Raw genomic sequence first — 17,648 nt, forward strand, 5'->3', positions numbered from 1 at the left:
GCACGCGACCACGCTACCGGCCCGGCGTGAGGCCGGGGTGTTCGGCGCTGTGGGCCCAACCACGATGTGAGGCGGATGCGGGGGGCGAGGCGTCATGCTTGTGCCCGTGCGGATCACGTCTGCCCTCGTTGACCCGGCGCTGCTCGACCTGCCCTGGTCGACACCGCTGGAGGAGTGGCCTGCCCAGCACCTGGTCGCCCTGCCCCAGGGCATCTCCCGACACATTGTCCGGTTCGTCCGGTTGGGCGACTACGTGTACGCGTTCAAGGAGACCCGCGAGCGGATCGCCGAGCGGGAGTACGACCTGCTGCGGGCGCTCGAGCGGATCGACTTCCCGTCGGTGGAGGCGGTGGCGGTCGTCGCCGACCGGCAGACCGAGGACGGGGAACCCCTCGAATCGGTGCTGATCACCCGGCACCTCCAGTTCTCGCTGCCGTACCGGGCGCTCTTCTCGCACACCCTGCGTCCGGAGACGATGAGCCGGCTGCTCGACGCGCTCGCCGCCCTGATCGTGCGGATGCACCTGACCGGCTTCTTCTGGGGCGACTGTTCGCTGTCGAACACGCTGTTCCGCCGGGACGCGGGCGCCTTCGCCGCCTACCTGGTGGACGCGGAGACCGGCGCCCTGCACAACTCGCTCTCCAACGGGCAGCGCGGTGAGGACCTGGAGATCGCCCGGGTGAACATCTTCGGTGAGGCGTTGGACCTCCAGGCCGCCGGCCTGCTGCACGAGTCCATCGACCCGGAGGTGGTCTGCGAGGAGGTCGTGCAGCGCTACGAGCGGCTGTGGCACGAGATCACCTACGAGCAGGCGGTCGAGCGGGAGGCGCGGCACGACATCGAGGGTCGGATCCGTCGCCTCAACGAGTTGGGCTTCGACGTCGCCGAGGTGGCCATGTCATCCATCGATGACGGACGCTACCTGGTCCGCCCGAAGGTCGTCGACGCCGGCTACCACACCCGGCGGCTGCTGCGGCTGACCGGCCTGGACGCCGAGGAGAACCAGGCCCGCAAGCTGCTCAACGACCTGGACGCCTACCGGGCCGAGAGCGACCTGACCGACGAGCAGCAGGCGGCGCACCGCTGGCTCACCGAGGTCTTCGAGCCGGTGGTCCGGGCGGTTCCCGCTCATCTGCGCCGCAAGCTGGAGCCGCAGGAGCTGTTCGCGCAGATCATCGAGCACAAGTGGCTGCTCTCCGAGCGCGCCGGCCGGGACGTCGGCATGCGCCACGCGGTCCAGTCGTACCTGTCCGACGTTCTCGTGCACCGCCCCGACGAGCAGGCCGTCCTCGGCGTCGAGGTTCCCGCCATCGGCTGAGCTGGGCTCCGCCTGCTCCGGGGGCCGCGCCGGGTCGGCCAGGGCGACGGCCGCCGTCACTCCACCCAGGAGCCTCCGCGCAGCACGCGCACCACGTTCAGGTCGTCGTCCAGCACCACCAGGTCTGCGCGGAGGCCCACCTGGAGGGCGCCGACCCGGTCACCCAGGCCGATGGCCCGGGCCGGGGTGGTGGCGACCATCCGGGCGGCGTCGGCGATCGGGATCCCGGCGTCCACGGCGTGCCGCAGCGCGGCGTCCATGGTCAGGGTGCTGCCGGCGATCGCGCCGTCGCGGGCCAGCCGCGCCACCCCGTCGGTCACGGTGACGGCCTGGCCACCCAGTTCGTACTCGCCGTCAGCCATTCCGGCGGCGGCCATCGCGTCGGTGATCAGCGCGGCCCGGTCCGGGCCGGCGGTCGCGGTCACGAACGTCAACATCCCGTCGTGCAGGTGCACCCCGTCGGCGACGAGTTCGCAGATGACCGTGGGTGCGTCGAGCAGCGCCACCACCGGTCCCGGTTCGCGGTGGTGCACCGGCCGCATGCCGTTGAACAGGTGGGTGGCGACGCTGGCGCCGGCGGCGACGGCGGCCCGGGTCTGCTCGTACGTCGCGTCGGTGTGCCCCACCGCGGCCACCACCCGCTGCGCGGTGAGCAGCTTGATGGCCTCCAGCGCACCGTCGCGCTCGGGGGCGAGGGTGACCATCCGGACAGCGCCCCGGCCCAGCTCGATCAGCTCGGTCAGCTCGTCGGTGGACGGGTCGCGCAGGTACTCCGGGTTCTGTGCCCCGCAGCGGGCGGCCGACAGGTACGGCCCCTCGAAGTGGACTCCCGCCAGCACGCCCTCGTCGACCAGCGGGGCGAACGCCTCGGTGGCCGCGCGCATCAGCGAGAAGGGCGCGCTCACCAGGCTGGCCAGCAGTGTGGTGGTGCCGTGCGCCAGGTGGAAGTCGGCCGCCGCCCGGGCCTCGTCGGCGTCCCCCGTGGTGAAGGTGTGCCCGCCCCCGCCGTGCGTGTGCATGTCCACGAAGCCGGGCAGGATCCAGTGCCCGTCCCGCACCGACGGGTACTCGGCCACCGCGGTGATCCGGTCACCGTCCCACTCGACGCAGCCCTGCCGGATGACACCCGTCGGGGTCACCACTCGGCCGTTCACCCGTACGGTCATCGTCTCTCCTGATGGTCACGGACACCCATGGCGTCCAGGGCGAGCAGGGCGGCGCCGAGGCAACCGGCCTCGTCGCCGAGGGCCGCCGCGACGAGCCGCGGCTCCCGGTGGAAGGTCATCCGCTCGTGCAGCGCCGCCCGCAGGGGGTTGAGCAGCAGGCCCCCGGCCTGGGCCAGGCCACCGCCGAGCACGATCGTCGCCACGTCGAACAACGCCTGCCCGGAGGCCAGGCCGTCCGCGAGCGCCTCGACGGCCTCCTGCCAGACCCGACCGGCGAGCGGTTCGCCGACCGCCGCGCGCTCGGCCACCTCGGCCGCGGTCACCGCGCCGTCGGTCGACCCGCCGGCCAGCTCGGCGTAGCGGCGGCCGATGGCGGAGGCCGACGCCACCGCCTCCAGACAGCCCGGCCTGCCGCAGCCGCACCGCGGGCCGTCCGGCCGAACCATGATGTGGCCGATCTCCCCAGCCGCGCCATGCGCGCCCACGGCGGCGACACCGTCGACGACGTGCGCGGCGGCGATGCCGGTGCCGATGGCCACGAACAGCACATGTCCGGCACCGCGTCCGGCGCCGAGCCGCGCCTCGGCGAGACCACCGACGCGCACGTCGTGGCCGAGCGCCGTGGGCAGGCCGAGCCGTGACACCGCCAGGTCCCGCAGGGGTACGTCCCGGAAGCCCACGTTCGCGGACCAGACCGCCACCCCGCGCGCCTCGTCCACCACCCCGGGTACGGCGATGCCCACCGCGACCGGGGTCAACCCGTCGGCGCGGGCCTTGTCGGCGAGCCCGAGGGCCACGTCCAGGATGGTGCCGATCACGGCCTGCGGGCCGCGCGCGGCGTCGGTGGGGTGTCGTTCGGTGCGTACCGCTACGCCGTCCGGGCGGACCAGGGCGCACTTCATGCCCGTGCCGCCGACGTCCAGCGCGACGACCACCCGGTCGACGTCCGTGGCGTCGCGGTCGCTCACGGCGCGATCTCGGTTCGCGACTGCGGGGCTCGCAAACCCGGCTCACTCCTCACGCTCACGCCAGGACCACTGACCGGGACAGGTGGCGGGGCGCGTCCGGGTCGAGACCCCGGCTGGTCGCGAGCGCGACCGCGAAGCGCTGGGCGAGGATCAGGTCGGCCATCGGGTCGACAGGCGTACGACCGGTGGACCAACTGCCCAGCACCGTGCGCCAGCCGTGCGTACGGCTGTGCACGAAGGCCGCGCCGGTGGCGGCGACGTCCTCGGGCAGCCCGTCGGGCAGTTCGCCGAACGCCCACACGAGCCGGCCGGGCGCGCCGATCGAGATGGGGCCGTGCCGGTAGTCCATCGCCGGGTACGCCTCGGCCCAGAACGTGGCCGCCTCGCGGCACTTCAGAGCGGCCTCCTGTGCCAGGCCGATCGTCCACCCCCGACCGAGGAAGGTGGCCTGCCCGATGGTGGCCGGGTCGATCGGCAGCGGAGAACGCACCGCCACCTCGGCGTCGGCGGCGAGCGCGGTCACCGGGTCGCCCAGATGTGCCCGCAGCAACGCCAACGCGGTGGTGGCGAAGCGGGTCTGCACCACCGACCGCTCGTCGGCGAAGGGCATGGTCACCGCGGCGGCGGCCAGGTCGACGGCCGGGGACGCCGGGTCGCCGACGATGACGGTGGTGGGCGTACGCCCCCGCAACGCTGCCAGCAGCTCCAACACCTCGGTGGTGGTGCCCGAGCGGGTGATGGCGATCAGTCGGTCGTAGCGGCGGTCGGCAGGGAACTCGGACGCCTGGAACGCGTCGGTCTCACCCTGGCCGGCCTGTTCGCGGCGGGCCGCGTACGCCATCGCCATGAACCACGACGTGCCGCAACCGACGACGGCGACCCGCTCGCCGGGGCGCGGCAGGTCACCGCGCACCACGCCGGCCAGTTCGGCGGCCTCCCGCCAGCAGTCGGGTTGGCTCGCGATCTCCGCGTCCACGTACGCCATGGGAAACTCCTCGCAGGGCCGATCGATGCGCAATACGGCTCGTAACACCCGCATTTCGCGCGTTATTCTGCGCGAAAGCGGGTGGCTGTGGCAACCGACCAGCCGATCGCGCAGGCCGGTCTTTTGCGCCAGCCCAGTTTCGCGCACTAGTGTGCACGCAATCAATCACCGTCCGTGCAGTCTCTGGAGGGCCCCCGCGGTGGACCGGTACGCCAGATGGAACGCCCTGCTCGAGATGCTCACCGACAACGGCCGGGTGAGCGTCGAGGCGGCCGCCGAGCGGCTGGACGTCTCCCAGGCCACCATCCGGCGCGACTTCGACCAGCTCGCCCAGCAGCAGATGATCACGAGGACGCGGGGCGGCGCGGTCGCGAACGGTGTCTCCTACGACCTGCCGCTGCGCTACAAGACGGCCAAGCACTCGGCCGAGAAGCAGCGGATCGGTGCCGCCGCCGCCTCGCTCGTCACGCCGGGCACCGTGGTCGGCCTGAACGGCGGCACCACAAGCACGGAGGTGGCCCGCGCGCTGGCCGTCCGCCCGGATCTGAACACCAGCGCCGAAGGTGCCCAGCTCACCGTGGTGACAAACGCGCTGAACATCGCGAACGAGCTGCTGGTCCGGTCCCGGATGAAGGTGGTGGTGGCCGGCGGGGTGGTGCGTCCGAAGTCGTTCGAGCTGGTCGGCCCGCTGGGCGGGGCGCTGCTGCGCGAGGTCACCCTGGACATCGCGCTGCTCGGCGTGGACGCGATCGACCCGCAGCTCGGCGCCGCCGCCCACCACGAGGGGGAGGCGGCGATGAACAACCTGATGGTGGCCCGCGCCAAGCGGGTCGTGATCATCGCGGACTCGTCCAAGCTGGGGGGTCACGCCTTCGCCCGGATCTGCCCGGTCGAGCGGGTGGAGACGCTGGTGACCGACAACGGCGCCGCGCCCGAGGTGGTGGAGGCGTTCCGGGCCGCCGGCGTGCAGGTCATCTGCGCCTGAGCGATCACGCTCCGTCTATCTGACAGTTCGTACGGCGCGTCGATGCATACCCGGTATTGCGCGCGCCTGCATACCGCGTATGGTGTCGGCTGTCACGCCCACCATCGGGGGAGGTGCAGCTTGCCAGCTGTCCTGGAGATCGAAGGTCTACGTAAGACGTACAAGAGTCGTCGACGCGGCACCCGCAACGCGCTCGACGGCTTCGACATGCGGGTCGACGCAGGGCAGGTGCACGGCTTCCTGGGCCCCAACGGGTCCGGGAAGACCACCACGCTGCGTACGCTGCTCGGCCTCATCCGGCCCGATGGCGGCCGGATGACGCTGCTCGGGCACGAGGTGCCGAACGCGCTGCCCACGGTCGCCGGACAGGTCGGCGCGATCGTGGAGAGCCCACAGTTCTTCCCGCATTTCTCGGCACGGGACACGCTGTCCCTGCTGGCCGGGGCGGGCGAGGTGCCCGCCACCCGGGTCGACGAGGTGCTGGAACTCGTCGGGCTGCGCGACCGGGCCGGCGAGCGGGTCAAGACGTACTCGCTGGGCATGAAGCAGCGGCTCGCCGTCGCCTCCGCCCTGCTGAAGAACCCGAAGCTGCTCATCCTCGACGAGCCGGCCAACGGCCTCGACCCGGGCGGCATCCGGGAGATGCGCACGCTGATGCGGACCCTCGCCGAATCGGGGATGACCGTGGTGCTGTCCAGCCACATCCTCGGCGAGATCCAGCTGATCTGCGACTCGGTCACCATCATCTCGCTCGGCCGACGGGTCGCCTTCGGCCCGGTCGACGAGGTGCTCGCCCAGCACTCCTCCGGCGCGGTCCGCGTCCGACTGGAGGCCGTCAGCGACCTGCCGGCGGCCACCGAGGCGCTCACCCGGGCGGGGATCCGGGTCACCGGTCACCCCGACCACCTGATGCTGGCCGGCGTCGACAAGCCGGCCTCGGTGACGCGACTGCTCGCCGAGCAGAACCTCTACGTCAGCGAGCTGGCTCCGATCGCCGTCGACCTGGAGAGCGTCTTCCTCGAACTGACCGCCACCGCACCGGTACCCGGCCAGCACCGGCAGGTCGACGAGTCCATGAAGGTCGGTGGGACCGGTCAGCCCGGCGCCACCGCGGGAGGGTGGGGCGCGTGAGCCTCTTTCGTACCGAGCTGCGCCGGCTCAGCAAGCGGCGCTTCACCCGTTACATGACGCTGCTCGGCCTGCTGGTGCTGGCCGCGGTGGTGGTCGGGGTCTTCTTCACCAACCAGAAGATCGGCGCCGAACAGCTCGCCCGCGCCGAACGTCAGGCCGACCAGCAGTACCAGGACCAGGTGCGCTGGAGTGAGCAGGAGCGCTCGGCGTGCGAGCAGGCCAAGAAGGCCGGCACGGCGACCGACGGCCGCTACCCCGACGACTGCTCGGTGATCACGGCGCCGCCCCGGGAGCAGATCGAGGCGGAGTGGTCCCTGCCGTCGACGTTCAACTTCCGGGAGACGTTCGACGAGACGCTTGTCCCGTTCGCGGCGATCCTCGCGCTTGTCGGGTTCGTGGTCGGCGCGTCCTTCGTGGGCGCCGAGTGGAGCACCGGCGGCATGATGAACCTGCTGCTCTGGCGGCCCAAGCGGCTCACCGTGCTGCTCACCAAGCTGGCCGCGCTGCTCACCGGCATCCTGGCGGTGACGCTGCCCGCCGCGGTGCTCTGGTTCGCGGGGTTCTGGGCGGTCGCCACCTTCCGGGGCAGCACCGAGAAGATGACCTCGGGGGTCTGGCAGTCGTTCGTCCTGACCGGGCTGCGCGGCGTGGCGCTCGTACTCGTGCTCACCACCATCGGGTTCGCACTGGCGTCGCTCGGCCGGCACACCGCGATGGCCCTGGGTGGCGTCGTTGCCCTGATGGTGGTCGGCCAGTTCGGCCTGGGCATCCTGCTGTCGATGGCGAGCGTGAAGTTCGCCGAGGCGTGGCTGCTGCCCACGTACGCGCTGGCCTGGATGACGAAGACGGTCACCCTGCAGAACTGGGACTCCTGCAACGCGACCTACTACGGCGAGTGCAAACCGGAGACGATGGACATCACCTGGCAGCAGTCGTCCGTGCTGTTCTCGATAGGTGTGGTGGTGATCCTCGGCGCGGCCCTCTGGGCGATGCGTCGGCGCGACATCTCCTGACGGATCGGCTACGAAGGCCTCCGGCTCCCCCCGGGGGCCTTCGTGCGTCAGTGGACGCCGCGCCGGCTGCTGCGACCCGGGTCCTCCCTGGCTAGGCTGAGCGAATGTCCGCCGACGCCACCGCCCCAGAGCCGTCCACCGACGCTCGTCCGGCAGACGTCGCGGGCGGCACCGGGCCGACCGTTCCGACTCCCCGACCGGTCCCCCCGATCGAAACCGCCGACGAGCCGGCGCGGCCGGATGAGTCCGCCGACGAACCGGCGCCGGCCGGGTCCTCCGACCCGGCGTCCGGGCTGACCGCGCGGGAGCGGGCGATCCTCGCGTTCGAGCAGCAGTGGTGGCGGCACGCCGGCGCCAAGGAGCAGGCCGTCCGGGACACCTTCGGGGTCTCCTCGACCCGCTACTACCAGCTGCTCAACGGACTGCTCGACAACCCGGCGGCCCTCGCCGCCGACCCTGTGCTGATCGGCCGGCTCCGCCGGCTGCGCTCGTCGCGCGGCCGCAACCGCCGCCGCTGACGGCAGCTACTTCTTCTCGTACCCCTGTAGACCGTTACCGATGGCGAAGAACGTCGGGGCCCACTCGCCGATGAAGATGCCCCACCGGTCGGCTCGCGCCACGCCGGCCCGCTCCAGGTGCTTCGAGAGAAACCAGCTGGTGAACGAGAGGCCGATGCTGACGAAGCCGGCCATGTACATGTGATCCGCCTTGAGCCCTGACTCGTGCAACCGCTGCAACATCGCGATCCCCCTGTCGCTGTGGGCGGTTCAGCCCGTTTCGCCCCCGCCCGGCCGTCCGGAGTAAACCCCTGCTGACGCTACCTGTCGGGTCCGCCCGGAGGCGGTCGATTGGACGCGTTCGGTGCCCGCCCGGTCCGGGCCGCGCCGCAGGCCGTGCGGCATGTCGGCCGGCCAGGCGGGTAGGCGGAAGGGGTTCCCGGGTCGCCAGGCGACCGAGCACCCAGGAGGGGAGCGGAGCATGATGACAACGAATCAGAGCGACGCGGGCAGCAGGCGGCCCAGTCGGGTGCGGTGCACCCCCCAGCAGGGGGTGTCCGCGGTACGCGACCAGGGCCGCTCGGCCGCCGGCCAGGTGCGGGGGGAGGCGCATGCGGCCGCCGACGAACTCCGGCAGCGCTGACCCGATCGGCGCGGCGCGGCCGGCGCCGGTGATGCGGGTACGCTCCGCGTCCACGCCGGCCCCGGGCCGAGGGGTCAACGAGGACCTGGTCTTCCGGTTCGGGCCGCTGGTGGGTGTGCTGGACGGCGCGACAGTGCCGGACGGGTTCGACACCGGCTGCGTGCACGGGCCCGAGTGGTACGTCCGGCATCTGGCCGCCCGACTCGGTGTGGCCGAGGCGGCCCGGCCGGCGGCCCGGCTGACAAGCAATCTGGCAGCGGCCATCCTCGCCGTGCGGGCCGACCACGGCGGGCAGTGCGACCTTGATCATCCGGGCACCCCGTCGAGCACTGTGTGCCTGCTTCGGGACTGCGGCGACCAGGTCGACTACCTGGTGCTCTGCGACAGCCCACTGGTGCTGGACGCCGGCGGGCAGGTCGGCGTGGTGACCGACGACCGGCTGGAGACGGCGATGGCGGAGCTGCGCCGTACGGTCGCCACCGTGCCGGCCGGACCCGCCGACCCCGTCACCCGGTTCCGGCACGCGGTGGCCGTCCAGCGGGAGCGGATGAACCGTACGCACGGCTACTGGGTGGCGGCAGCCGATCCGGATGCGGCGTTCCACGCGGTGACCGGCACGCTGCCCCGGCACGGTCCGGGGGCGGTGCGCCGGGCGGCGCTGCTCAGCGACGGCGCGTCCAGCGCGGTCGAGCAGTTCGGCCTGACCGACTGGACCGGTCTGCTCGACCTGCTGAGCGCCGACGGGCCGGGCGCGCTGCTCGACCGGGTCCGCGCCGCGGAGCGCGACCACCCCGACCGGCTGCGGCGGCACAAGGCCACCGACGACGCCTCGGTGGTGTTCTGCGAGTTCTGAGCCTGCTGTCACACCGACGGGTGACAGCGGAGCGTGAGGAGAAACACCCACGCCGCCCGACCGGCCGGTACCGGTGACCGGACCGCCAGTGGATGTCCAATGGGGTGGACTTCGGCCGATGAGGCCGGCAGACTGCGGCACGTGGCGGGTGCGGTCCGGCTGGAGCCGGTGGACGAGCAGAACCTGGAGCCGTTGCTCTCCGTAGCGGCTGCCGAGGCCGAGCCGGATGACGTGATGCCCCCGGTGGAGGCTCCCGCCGGTTGGTCGCTCGCCCGTCGGGAGGCGTTCCGCGAGTTCCACCGGGCGAGTTTCGGTGGACTGGACGGTCCGACCGGCTCCCAGATGTACGCGATCCTCGTTGGCGGCGAGGTCGTCGGCATGATCCGGATGACGCGCTGTGACGAGCCGGGCACGGTGGAGACCGGGATGTGGCTGGGACGCTCGGCGCGGGGCCAGGGGATCGGTCCCGTCGCCCTGCGCGAGTTGCTGAACGCCGCCGCGCGGGCCGGGATGCGGGCCGTGATGGCCGAGACGACCCCGGACAACATCGGTGCGGTCTCCGTACTCGAAAAATGCGGTGCGAAACTGCGCGAAAACGACGGCAGGGTGCACGCCGAAATCTGCCTCGATTCGACTCCCCCGGCTTTCTGAGCCGGTCCTTCACGCTTCACCATTGCTGGCGTTCTCCCTGCTCGTCACCGCCCTGAAGTCCGGTTCCGGCCTTCCGGTGCCGCCTTTCCGAATGCCTTTCTCCCATCGTCGACGGAAATTGTCGTAGCGGTTTCGGAGTAATGCCGCCGGGTACTGCCCGCCGGGTCCACAGAAACGGGACGTCTGATCCTCGGCACGGTTCGCGCTGTTCCCGGGTGGCCCTGCTCCGGCCCGCACCGGGCAGACGTCCGGACCCACCGGGGAGCGAGGGAGACCTGATGAAGACCGGAACACGAATCGGGCTTGCGCTGGGCTTCGGCTACCTGCTGGGCCGCCGCCGCAGGCTGCGTACGGCGCTCACCCTGGCCGCGGCGGTCGCCGCCGGCCGGGCGAGCAGGGACCCGGGCGGTCTGCTGAAGCGGGGCAGTGACGCGTTGCAGTCGTCCGCCCAACTGGGCAACCTGAGCCGGCTCGGAGGTCCGCTGGTGAACGCCGGCCGGGCGGCCGCGACCGCCGCCGCCGGCAGTGGCGTCGACGCGCTCACCGGGCGGCTCCGCGACTCCGCCGACGCCCTGCGCCGCCGCTCCGGCGGTCAGAGCGACGGGGACGACCAGGGCAGCGGGAACAACCAGAACGGCACAGGCGGCCGGAGCGGCGCCGACGCCAACGGTGCGGACGCGGATGGCGACAGCGGCGCGACCGACGACCGTAACGACGCAGAAGCCGCGCAGCGGCGGGGGCGGTGACCATGGCGGCCCAGAACAGCCCGGGAGGGCTCGGCGACAAGCTGCGCGGCCAACTGGCCGACGAGGTGCGCAACCTGGCCGGCGCGATCGGTGACCGCGCGGTGAGCGTGGTGACCGAGCGGATCACCGGTGCGACAGGCCGTCTCAGCGAGTACGCGCGTCAGGGCGGCGGGCCCGGACTGATCGCCGCCGCCACGGGTGCGCAGAAGCTGGCCGAGGGCGGCTCACCGGTGAAGGCGATGGTGCATGCCGGTGTGGCCGGCGGTAAGGAGAAGGTGATGTCGGCTCTCGGCCGCGCGGGCGGCAAGGGCGGTAAGGGCGGCGCCAAGAAGAAGGTCACCAACATCGTCGAGACGATCGAGGTCGGCGTGCCGGTGCGGGCCGCGTACAACCAGTGGACGCAGTTCGGCGACTTCCCGAGCTTCATGAAGAAGGTCGAGCAGGCCGAGAACGACTCGGCCGAGAAGATGACCTGGAAGGCGCAGGTCTTCTGGTCGCACCGGACGTGGGAGTCGACAATCGTCCGCCAGGTGCCGGACAAGCTCATCCACTGGCGATCCAAGGGCGAGAAGGGCTCGGTCGACGGCACCGTCAGCTTCCACGAGATCACCCCGGACCTGACCCGCATCCTCGTGGTGCTGGAGTACCACCCGCAGGGCCTCTTCGAGCACACCGGCAACCTGTGGCGCGCCCAGGGCCGGCGGGTGCGGCTGGAGTTGAAGCACTTCGTCCGACACGTGATGACCGAGGTCGCGATCGACCCGGACCAGGTCGAGGGCTGGCGCGGCGAGATCCGCGACTCGCAGGTGGTCAAGGACCACGAGACCGGCCTGCGCGAGGAGCGGGAGCAGCGCGAGCGCGGCGGGGACCGACGCGGCGGGAACCGGGCCGACACCGAGGCCGATGAGTACGCGGAGGAGGAGCCGGCCGAGGAGGAGCCGCGCCGCCGGCCGGGCGGGCGACTGCGTCAACGGCCGCCCCGGCGGCCGGTCGAGCCGGAGTACGACGAGGAGTACGAGGCGTACGAGGACGGCTACGACGAGGGGTACGCGGACGAGCCCGACGAGGAGCCTCCGCCGCCACCCCGCCGCCGGGTGCCCGACCGGGCCCGGCGCGCCCAGCCGCGCGAGGAGCCGCAGCGACCCCGGCCGCCCGTCCGACGTGGACCGGAGCCGCCGCGCCGACCCGTGGTGCGCCGCCGCCGGGAGGAGGACGAGTGACGCTGGTGCCGGGCGATGACGCCGTCGGCGGGACCCTGGAACGGGTGGGTTCCGCCGGCGGACTCGCCGACGTGGTGGAGACCGTCCTCGACAAGGGCGTGGTGATCGACGCGCAGGTGACGGTCGGGGTCGTCGGCATCCCTCTGGTGGAGATCGACGCCCGGGTGGTGGTGGCGAGCATCGAGACGTACCTGCGGTTCGCCGAGGCGGTCGACCGGCTGGACATCGCCCCGGAGGAGGGCGAGGGACTGTCCGGCCTCCTCGGTGGTGTCACCGGTGCCGTCCGGGACGCCGCCGGCTCGGTCGGTGGTGCCGCCGGCGGTGTGCGGGACCTGGGGAGGGGCTGAGATGGCTGACGAGACGGGACTGTTCGTCTACGGGCTGGTGCCGGCCGATGTGGAGGCGACGCCCGACGCCGCCGGGGTCGGCGACCCGCCCGGCGAGGTGACGGTGATCCGGCACGGAGACGTCGCCGCCCTGGTCAGCCCGGTGCCCCTGGACGCGCCGCTCGGACGGTCGACGGACCTGCGGGCGTACCAGGACCTGCTGGACGGCACTGCGGCGGTGGCGCCGGTGCTGCCGGTGCGGTTCGGCACCGTGGTCACCGGCCCGGACGCGGTGCTCGACCTGCTGCGACCGCACCACGACCGGTTCGCCGCCGCGCTGGCCGAGTTCGAGGGCCGGGTGCAGTACGTCGTGCACGGGCGCTTCGACGAGCGGGCGTTGCTGCGCGGCATCCTCGACGAGAATCCGGCGGCCGCCAGTCTCGCCGAGCAGGTGCGTGGTCGCGCCGAGGCGGCCACCCGTGAACCGCGGATCCGGCTCGGGGAGTTGATCAGCCAGGCGGTTGAGCTGCGCCGCGAGGCGGAGAACCGCCGGCTGCTCGACGTCACTGCCGAGTTCGTCGTCTCCACGCAACTGCGTCCGCCCAGCCACGAGATGGACGCGGCCCACGCGGCCCTGCTGGTGGACACCGACCGCGAGGCGGCCCTGGTGGACGCGCTGGAGGCGTACGCGCAGGACCGCCGGGGTCTGCTGCGGCTGCGGCTGCTCGGGCCGCTCGCCCCGTACGACTTCGTCGGCGCCCACCAGTTGGCGGGCTGACCGGTGGACCTGCTCTGGGCGCTGCTGACCCTGCCGTACGCCCCGGTGCGCGGGCTGACCGCGGTGGTCGGAGTGGTCGCCCGCGAAGCCGAGGCGCGGCAGCGGAACCCGGTGAACGTCCGCCGCGAGCTGGAGGAGCTGGATGCCGCCGTGGCGGCCGGTGAGCTCAGCGCGGAGGAACGCGACCGGGCCGAGCAGCGGGTGCTTGGCCGGCTGACCGGGGGGCCGGCCCGCCCCGGTGCGAGGCCGAGCCCGGCTCGGCGCGGCCCCGCACGCGAGAAGGGAGTGCGCCATGACCGACGACGCCCAGGCCCGGCGGCGTGACCCGGCCGCCGAGGGTTACCCCGACGACGAGTACGTGGAGCCGGTGTCGGCGGCCGAGGCGGCCCGGGCGGGGCTGCGGCAACTGGTCGAGCTGACCGGCCGCGAGCCGTCCGTCACCACGTCCCTGGAGGCCACCGAGGACGGCTGGCTCGTCGGGGTGGAGGTGGTGGAGGCGCGCCGGATCCCCACCTCGATCGACCTGCTCGGGCTCTACGAGGTGGAGCTGGACATCGAGGGGAGCCTGCTCGGCTACCGACGGGTGCGGCGCTATCAGCGCGGAAAGGGTGAGGTGGGCTGAGATGACCGCTGCGCAGCCGCCGTCGGTGGTGCAGAACTCCGGCCAGGTCCTGCCCGCCGGCCACGAGCCGGCCAACCTGGGCGACATCCTGGAGCGGGTGCTCGACCGGGGCATCGTCATCGCCGGCGACATCCGGGTCAGCCTGCTCGACATCGAGCTGCTGACGCTGAAGCTGCGACTGGTCATCGCGTCGGTCGACACCGCACGCCAGATCGGCATCGACTGGTGGGAGCACGACCCGTGGCTCAGCTCCCGCGCTCGGCCCCCGGTCGAGCCGGGCCCGCGTGACCCGGAGGAGGTCGAAGCGGAGCGGCGGCCCCGGGTGGCGGCCCGGGCGCTACGCCGGGATGCCGAAGCGGAGGAGTGGGGTGAACTGGATGGTTGAGGTGGCCGTGGCCCGGCCCGCCCCGGCGTCCGGTGCCTGGCTGCACGGCGTGGCCCGGCACGCCGAGCCGGCGACACTGGCGGCGATCCCCGGGATGGACGGCGCCCCGGTCCGCGCGGTGTCCGCCGCCGGGCTGGTGGCCGTGGTCAGCACCGCTCCGCTGGACGAGTACGGCGAGGAGCCGATACGCCGCAACCTGGAGGATCTGGCGTGGCTGGAGCGGGCGGCCCGGGCGCACCACGCGGTGGTCGAGGCGCTGGCCCGGCGAGGCCCGGTGGTGCCGGCCCGGCTCGCCACAGTGCACACGGACGACGAGCGGGTGGCCGGCTCTCTCGGCGCCCACCGCGCCGAACTTGTCGCCACCCTGGACCGGTTGACCGGGCGCGGGGAGTGGGGCGTCAAGGGCTACCTGGCGCCGGGAGCGGCCACCGTGGACGCCGAAACGACCGGGCGTGGCGGGGTGGGGACGGCGTACCTGCGGCGCCGACGTGCCCAGTTGACCAGCCGGGAGGAGCACCTGCAGGTGGCGGGCGCGGCTGCGGACGCGGTGCACAGCGCCCTGTGCGAGTTGGCCGTGGCGGGCCGGCGGCACGCGCCGCAGGACCGGCGGCTGTCCGGGGCGTCCGCGACGATGGTGCTCAACGGGGCGTACCTGGTCGACGTCGCGGCGCTGCCCCGCTTCACCGAGCTGGTCGGCTCGTTGGGCGGTCGACATCCGGGCCTTCGTCTGGAGCTGACCGGGCCGTGGCCGGCGTACTCCTTCGTGGCGGAACGGGCGGAGCCCGCGCTCACCGTACGGGAGGCGGGGTGACCACCTCACTCGCGCCCAACAGCGCGGACGACCCGCTGGCGTACCGGCCGGTCGCCCTGGTCGACCTGCTCGACCGGGTCCTCGCCACCGGCGTGGTGATCAGCGGTGACATCACCCTGGCCGTCGCCGACGTGGACCTGGTCCGGATCTCGCTGCGTGCGCTCGTCGCGTCGGTCGGCGCGCTGCCGCAGCAGGAGGACGCCGGATGACCGGGCGGGACGAGGCGACGGAACTGGCCGCCGCGCTGGGCTCCACGTCGTGGCAGCCGCCCCGGGTGACCCCGCTGGACCGCCGGATCTCGGTGGACCGGGACTCGGTCGAGCGGGGACTGGCGAGCCTGGTGCTCACCGTCGTCGAGCTGCTGCGTCAGCTGATGGAGCGGCAGGCACTGCGCCGGGTGGACCTCGGTGACCTCACCGAGGAGCAGGTGGAGCGCATCGGGGTGACGCTGATGGCCCTGGAGGAGCAGATGGTGGGTCTGCGCGAACACTTCGGGCTGGCGCCGGAGGACCTGAACCTGGACCTCGGGCCGCTCGGCCCGCTCCTGCCCACGGACTGACCACGCGGTGACCTATCCCCGGCCGGCGGCGTACGCGGCCAGCCAGGCGACCTGGGCCGGGTCCAGCGACGGGCGTACCCGTTGCCGGGCGGTCGCCACGTGCGCGGCGGTGACCGTCGCGGCGGTCAACGACTCGCGCATCGCGGCCAGCGCCGCCTCCCGGACCAGCGCCGCGCAGTCCGCCGCCGAGAAGCCGACCAGCTCGTCGCCGAGGGCGGCCAGGTCGACGTCCGGTGCCAGCGGCACGTGCCGGGAGGCGGCCCGCAGGATGTCCGCCCGCGCGCCCGGATCCGGTGGCGGCACGTAGACCAGCCGTTCCATGCGCCCCGGCCGCAGCAGCGCCGGGTCGACCAGGTCCGGCCGGTTCGTCGCGCCGACCACCACGACGTTGCGCAGGGTCTCCACCCCGTCCAACTCGGTGAGCAGCGCGGCGACGACCCGGTCCGTGGTGCCGCCGTCGGTGGCCTGGCCGCGCACCGGCGCGAGCGCGTCCACCTCGTCCAGGAAGATCAGCGTCGGGGCCGCCTCCCGGGCCCGGCGGAACAGCTCGCGGACGGCGCGTTCGCTCTCGCCCACCCACTTGGAGAGCAGTTCGGCGCCCTTCACCGAGAGGACGTTCGCCCGTCCCGACCCGGCCAGCGCGGTCACCAGGTACGTCTTGCCGCAGCCGGGCGGCCCGTAGAGCAGCACGCCGCGCGGTGGCTGCACACCGAGCCGGGCGAACGTGTCCGGGTAGGTCAGCGGCCACAGCACCGACTCGGTCAACGTCTGCTTGACCTCGCCCAGACCGCCGACGTCGTCCAGGGTCACCGAGGCCACCTCCAGGGTGGACGCGGCCATCGTGGTCGGCCGGACCACCTCCAGAGCGGCGGTGAAGTCACCCATCGACACCGTCGGCGTCTCGGCCACCTTCTGCCGCAGCGCGGCGCGTACCCCGGCCTCGCGGACCAACGCGGCCAGGTCCGCCGCGACGAAGCCGGGGGTACGCGCGGCCACCTCGTCCAGCCGTACGTCGTCGGCGAGCGGCACCTGGCGGGTCAGCACGGTGAGTTGTTCGCGGCGCAGCGCCGGGTCGGGCAGCGGGATGCTGATCCGCAGCGACAGCAGGTCCGGCGTGCGCAGGGCCGGGTCGACCGCCTCCGGTCGGCTGGTGGTGCACACCACGGCGGCACCGGCCCTGATGGTCTCGGCGAGCACCTGCCGGAACACGGTCGCCACCGGGCCGGGCTCGTCGGCCGGAGCGAGTGCCTCCACGTCGGTGACCAGCAGCACCGCCGGTCCGTCGGCGCGTACCGCCGTCGCCGCGGCGCGCAGCCGGTCCGCGGCGGCCTGGTTGGTCAGCGCGGCCAGCTCGGGCGCCCACAGCGGGTGCACGCGGGCGCCGACGCGGGCCGCCACCGCCCGGACCAGCGCCGACTTGCCGGAGCCGGCCGGCCCGCCGAGCAGCACGCCCAGCGAGATGGTGGTGCCGAGCCGCCCGAGCACCTCCCGGTGGTGGAAGCCGAGGTCGAGCAGTTCGGTCAGCTCCTCGGCCTGGGGCCGCAGACCGGGCAGTTCGTCCACGTCCGGGGCGTCGTCGGCCAGAACAGCCTGCGGGGCCGTGCCGCTCGCCCGGACCGGCGCGGCGGCGGCCGGGATGGGCGCGTCGTGCGTGGCCGGCCCGTGCTCCCAGCCGACAAGGGTGTCCATGGTGACCAGCGCACCGGCGGCCGGTTCCACAGCGACCACGGTGAGCAGCGTGCTCGTCCAGGCGAAGCCGACCGTGTTGGCGAGACTGCGACGGGCCGCCTCGACCAGGCTGCGTACCGAGGCGTCCGGCAGCACATCCTGCGGCAACAGCGACACGTCGTCGCCGACGGTGACCACCTTGCCCAGCAGGGCGAGCCGGAGCATCTCCGGGCTGACCGCCGCCACCACCCCCACCGGGCCACGCAGGACGACCCGACCCGCCCCCGTCAGCGGCATCGGGCCCACCCGTACCTGACCGCCGT

23 protein-coding genes are annotated in these 17,648 nt (G+C 73.2%); 18 read left to right on the plus strand and 5 right to left on the minus strand.

Translation table 11 applies throughout. From position 1 onward, the window contains the following. Window positions 1-106: 106 nt before the first annotated feature. Window positions 107-1,318, plus strand: coding sequence for a DUF4032 domain-containing protein (locus FHG89_RS28300; protein ID WP_425280228.1), 1,212 nt, complete (start codon window positions 107-109; stop codon window positions 1,316-1,318). Between the two features lie 56 nt (window positions 1,319-1,374). On the opposite strand, the gene nagA is transcribed toward FHG89_RS28300, so the two are convergent. Genes nagA through FHG89_RS28315 form a run of 3 tightly spaced genes read right to left on the minus strand, consistent with a single transcriptional unit; the run spans window position 1,375 to window position 4,437 of the window. After that, window positions 1,375-2,484 (minus strand): N-acetylglucosamine-6-phosphate deacetylase, encoded by a 1,110-nt coding sequence (gene nagA, locus FHG89_RS28305; RefSeq protein WP_139587462.1) that lies wholly within the window; start codon window positions 2,482-2,484, stop codon window positions 1,375-1,377. Then, entirely contained in the window at window positions 2,481-3,452 is a 972-nt protein-coding gene (locus FHG89_RS28310; RefSeq protein WP_139587463.1) for an ROK family protein, read from the minus strand. Before FHG89_RS28310 ends, nagA begins: the two co-directional genes overlap by 4 nt. A 55-nt stretch (window positions 3,453-3,507) precedes the next feature. After that, complete coding sequence (locus tag FHG89_RS28315) at window positions 3,508-4,437, minus strand: SIS domain-containing protein (RefSeq protein ID WP_139587464.1); 930 nt, start codon at window positions 4,435-4,437, stop codon at window positions 3,508-3,510. A 199-nt stretch (window positions 4,438-4,636) separates the two neighbouring features. Between FHG89_RS28315 and FHG89_RS28320 the strand changes: the two genes are divergently transcribed. The 4 genes from FHG89_RS28320 (at window position 4,637) to FHG89_RS28335 (ending at window position 8,084) form a co-directional block, all read left to right on the plus strand. Next, entirely contained in the window at window positions 4,637-5,422 is a 786-nt protein-coding gene (locus FHG89_RS28320) for a DeoR/GlpR family DNA-binding transcription regulator (protein WP_139587465.1), read from the plus strand. A 120-nt stretch (window positions 5,423-5,542) separates the two neighbouring features. Beyond that, window positions 5,543-6,553: an ATP-binding cassette domain-containing protein gene (locus FHG89_RS28325; RefSeq protein WP_139587466.1), complete on the plus strand. Its 1,011-nt coding sequence runs from the start codon at window positions 5,543-5,545 to the stop codon at window positions 6,551-6,553. Next, window positions 6,550-7,566 carry an ABC transporter permease subunit gene (locus FHG89_RS28330; RefSeq protein ID WP_139587467.1) on the plus strand — a complete coding sequence of 339 codons (1,017 nt, stop codon included), beginning with the start codon at window positions 6,550-6,552 and terminating at the stop codon, window positions 7,564-7,566. Before FHG89_RS28325 ends, FHG89_RS28330 begins: the two co-directional genes overlap by 4 nt. Before the next feature lie 104 nt (window positions 7,567-7,670). Continuing rightward, entirely contained in the window at window positions 7,671-8,084 is a 414-nt protein-coding gene (locus FHG89_RS28335) for a DUF3263 domain-containing protein (RefSeq protein WP_139587468.1), read from the plus strand. A gap of 6 nt (window positions 8,085-8,090) precedes the next feature. Here FHG89_RS28335 and FHG89_RS28340 read toward each other — a convergent pair whose 3' ends face one another. Continuing rightward, a complete protein-coding gene (locus tag FHG89_RS28340; protein ID WP_139587469.1) occupies window positions 8,091-8,306 on the minus strand; it encodes a hypothetical protein in 216 nt (71 codons plus the stop codon). Window positions 8,307-8,547: 241 nt separating this feature from the next. Between FHG89_RS28340 and FHG89_RS33150 the strand changes: the two genes are divergently transcribed. The 13 genes from FHG89_RS33150 (at window position 8,548) to FHG89_RS28400 (ending at window position 15,657) form a co-directional block, all read left to right on the plus strand. After that, window positions 8,548-8,706 (plus strand): hypothetical protein, encoded by a 159-nt coding sequence (locus FHG89_RS33150; RefSeq protein WP_167517543.1) that lies wholly within the window; start codon window positions 8,548-8,550, stop codon window positions 8,704-8,706. Further along, complete coding sequence (locus FHG89_RS28345) at window positions 8,675-9,559, plus strand: hypothetical protein (RefSeq protein ID WP_139587470.1); 885 nt, start codon at window positions 8,675-8,677, stop codon at window positions 9,557-9,559. Before FHG89_RS33150 ends, FHG89_RS28345 begins: the two co-directional genes overlap by 32 nt. Before the next feature lie 141 nt (window positions 9,560-9,700). Further along, a complete protein-coding gene (locus FHG89_RS28350) occupies window positions 9,701-10,210 on the plus strand; it encodes a GNAT family N-acetyltransferase (RefSeq protein WP_139587471.1) in 510 nt (169 codons plus the stop codon). A 278-nt stretch (window positions 10,211-10,488) separates the two neighbouring features. After that, window positions 10,489-10,956, plus strand: a complete 468-nt coding sequence (locus FHG89_RS28355; protein ID WP_139587472.1) for a hypothetical protein — start codon at window positions 10,489-10,491, stop codon at window positions 10,954-10,956. 2 nt (window positions 10,957-10,958) lie between these two features. Further along, a complete protein-coding gene (locus tag FHG89_RS28360; RefSeq protein WP_208761138.1) occupies window positions 10,959-12,176 on the plus strand; it encodes an SRPBCC family protein in 1,218 nt (405 codons plus the stop codon). Beyond that, window positions 12,173-12,523 (plus strand): gas vesicle protein GvpJ, encoded by a 351-nt coding sequence (gvpJ, locus tag FHG89_RS28365; RefSeq protein WP_139587473.1) that lies wholly within the window; start codon window positions 12,173-12,175, stop codon window positions 12,521-12,523. Before FHG89_RS28360 ends, gvpJ begins: the two co-directional genes overlap by 4 nt. A 1-nt stretch (window position 12,524) precedes the next feature. After that, a complete protein-coding gene (locus FHG89_RS28370) occupies window positions 12,525-13,280 on the plus strand; it encodes a GvpL/GvpF family gas vesicle protein (protein ID WP_139587474.1) in 756 nt (251 codons plus the stop codon). A 3-nt stretch (window positions 13,281-13,283) separates the two neighbouring features. Next, window positions 13,284-13,604 (plus strand): gas vesicle protein GvpG, encoded by a 321-nt coding sequence (locus tag FHG89_RS28375; RefSeq protein WP_139587475.1) that lies wholly within the window; start codon window positions 13,284-13,286, stop codon window positions 13,602-13,604. Beyond that, window positions 13,573-13,902, plus strand: a complete 330-nt coding sequence (locus tag FHG89_RS28380; protein WP_139587476.1) for a gas vesicle protein GvpO — start codon at window positions 13,573-13,575, stop codon at window positions 13,900-13,902. Before FHG89_RS28375 ends, FHG89_RS28380 begins: the two co-directional genes overlap by 32 nt. Before the next feature lies 1 nt (window position 13,903). Beyond that, window positions 13,904-14,287 carry a gas vesicle protein gene (locus FHG89_RS28385; RefSeq protein ID WP_139587477.1) on the plus strand — a complete coding sequence of 128 codons (384 nt, stop codon included), beginning with the start codon at window positions 13,904-13,906 and terminating at the stop codon, window positions 14,285-14,287. Next, the gene (locus tag FHG89_RS28390; RefSeq protein WP_139587478.1) at window positions 14,280-15,098 is read left to right on the plus strand and encodes a GvpL/GvpF family gas vesicle protein; all 819 of its coding nucleotides are present in this window, start codon (window positions 14,280-14,282) and stop codon (window positions 15,096-15,098) included. Before FHG89_RS28385 ends, FHG89_RS28390 begins: the two co-directional genes overlap by 8 nt. Beyond that, window positions 15,095-15,307, plus strand: coding sequence for a gas vesicle protein (locus tag FHG89_RS28395; RefSeq protein ID WP_139587479.1), 213 nt, complete (start codon window positions 15,095-15,097; stop codon window positions 15,305-15,307). The genes FHG89_RS28390 and FHG89_RS28395 overlap by 4 nt, the downstream gene beginning before the upstream one ends. Further along, window positions 15,304-15,657, plus strand: a complete 354-nt coding sequence (locus FHG89_RS28400) for a gas vesicle protein K (protein WP_139587480.1) — start codon at window positions 15,304-15,306, stop codon at window positions 15,655-15,657. Before FHG89_RS28395 ends, FHG89_RS28400 begins: the two co-directional genes overlap by 4 nt. A gap of 12 nt (window positions 15,658-15,669) precedes the next feature. On the opposite strand, the gene FHG89_RS28405 is transcribed toward FHG89_RS28400, so the two are convergent. Beyond that, the coding region (locus FHG89_RS28405) for an AAA family ATPase (protein ID WP_139587481.1) at window positions 15,670-17,648 on the minus strand (1,979 nt) is incomplete at its 5' end.

This window comes from Micromonospora orduensis (genome assembly GCF_006228125.1).
Classification (GTDB): domain Bacteria; phylum Actinomycetota; class Actinomycetes; order Mycobacteriales; family Micromonosporaceae; genus Micromonospora; species Micromonospora orduensis.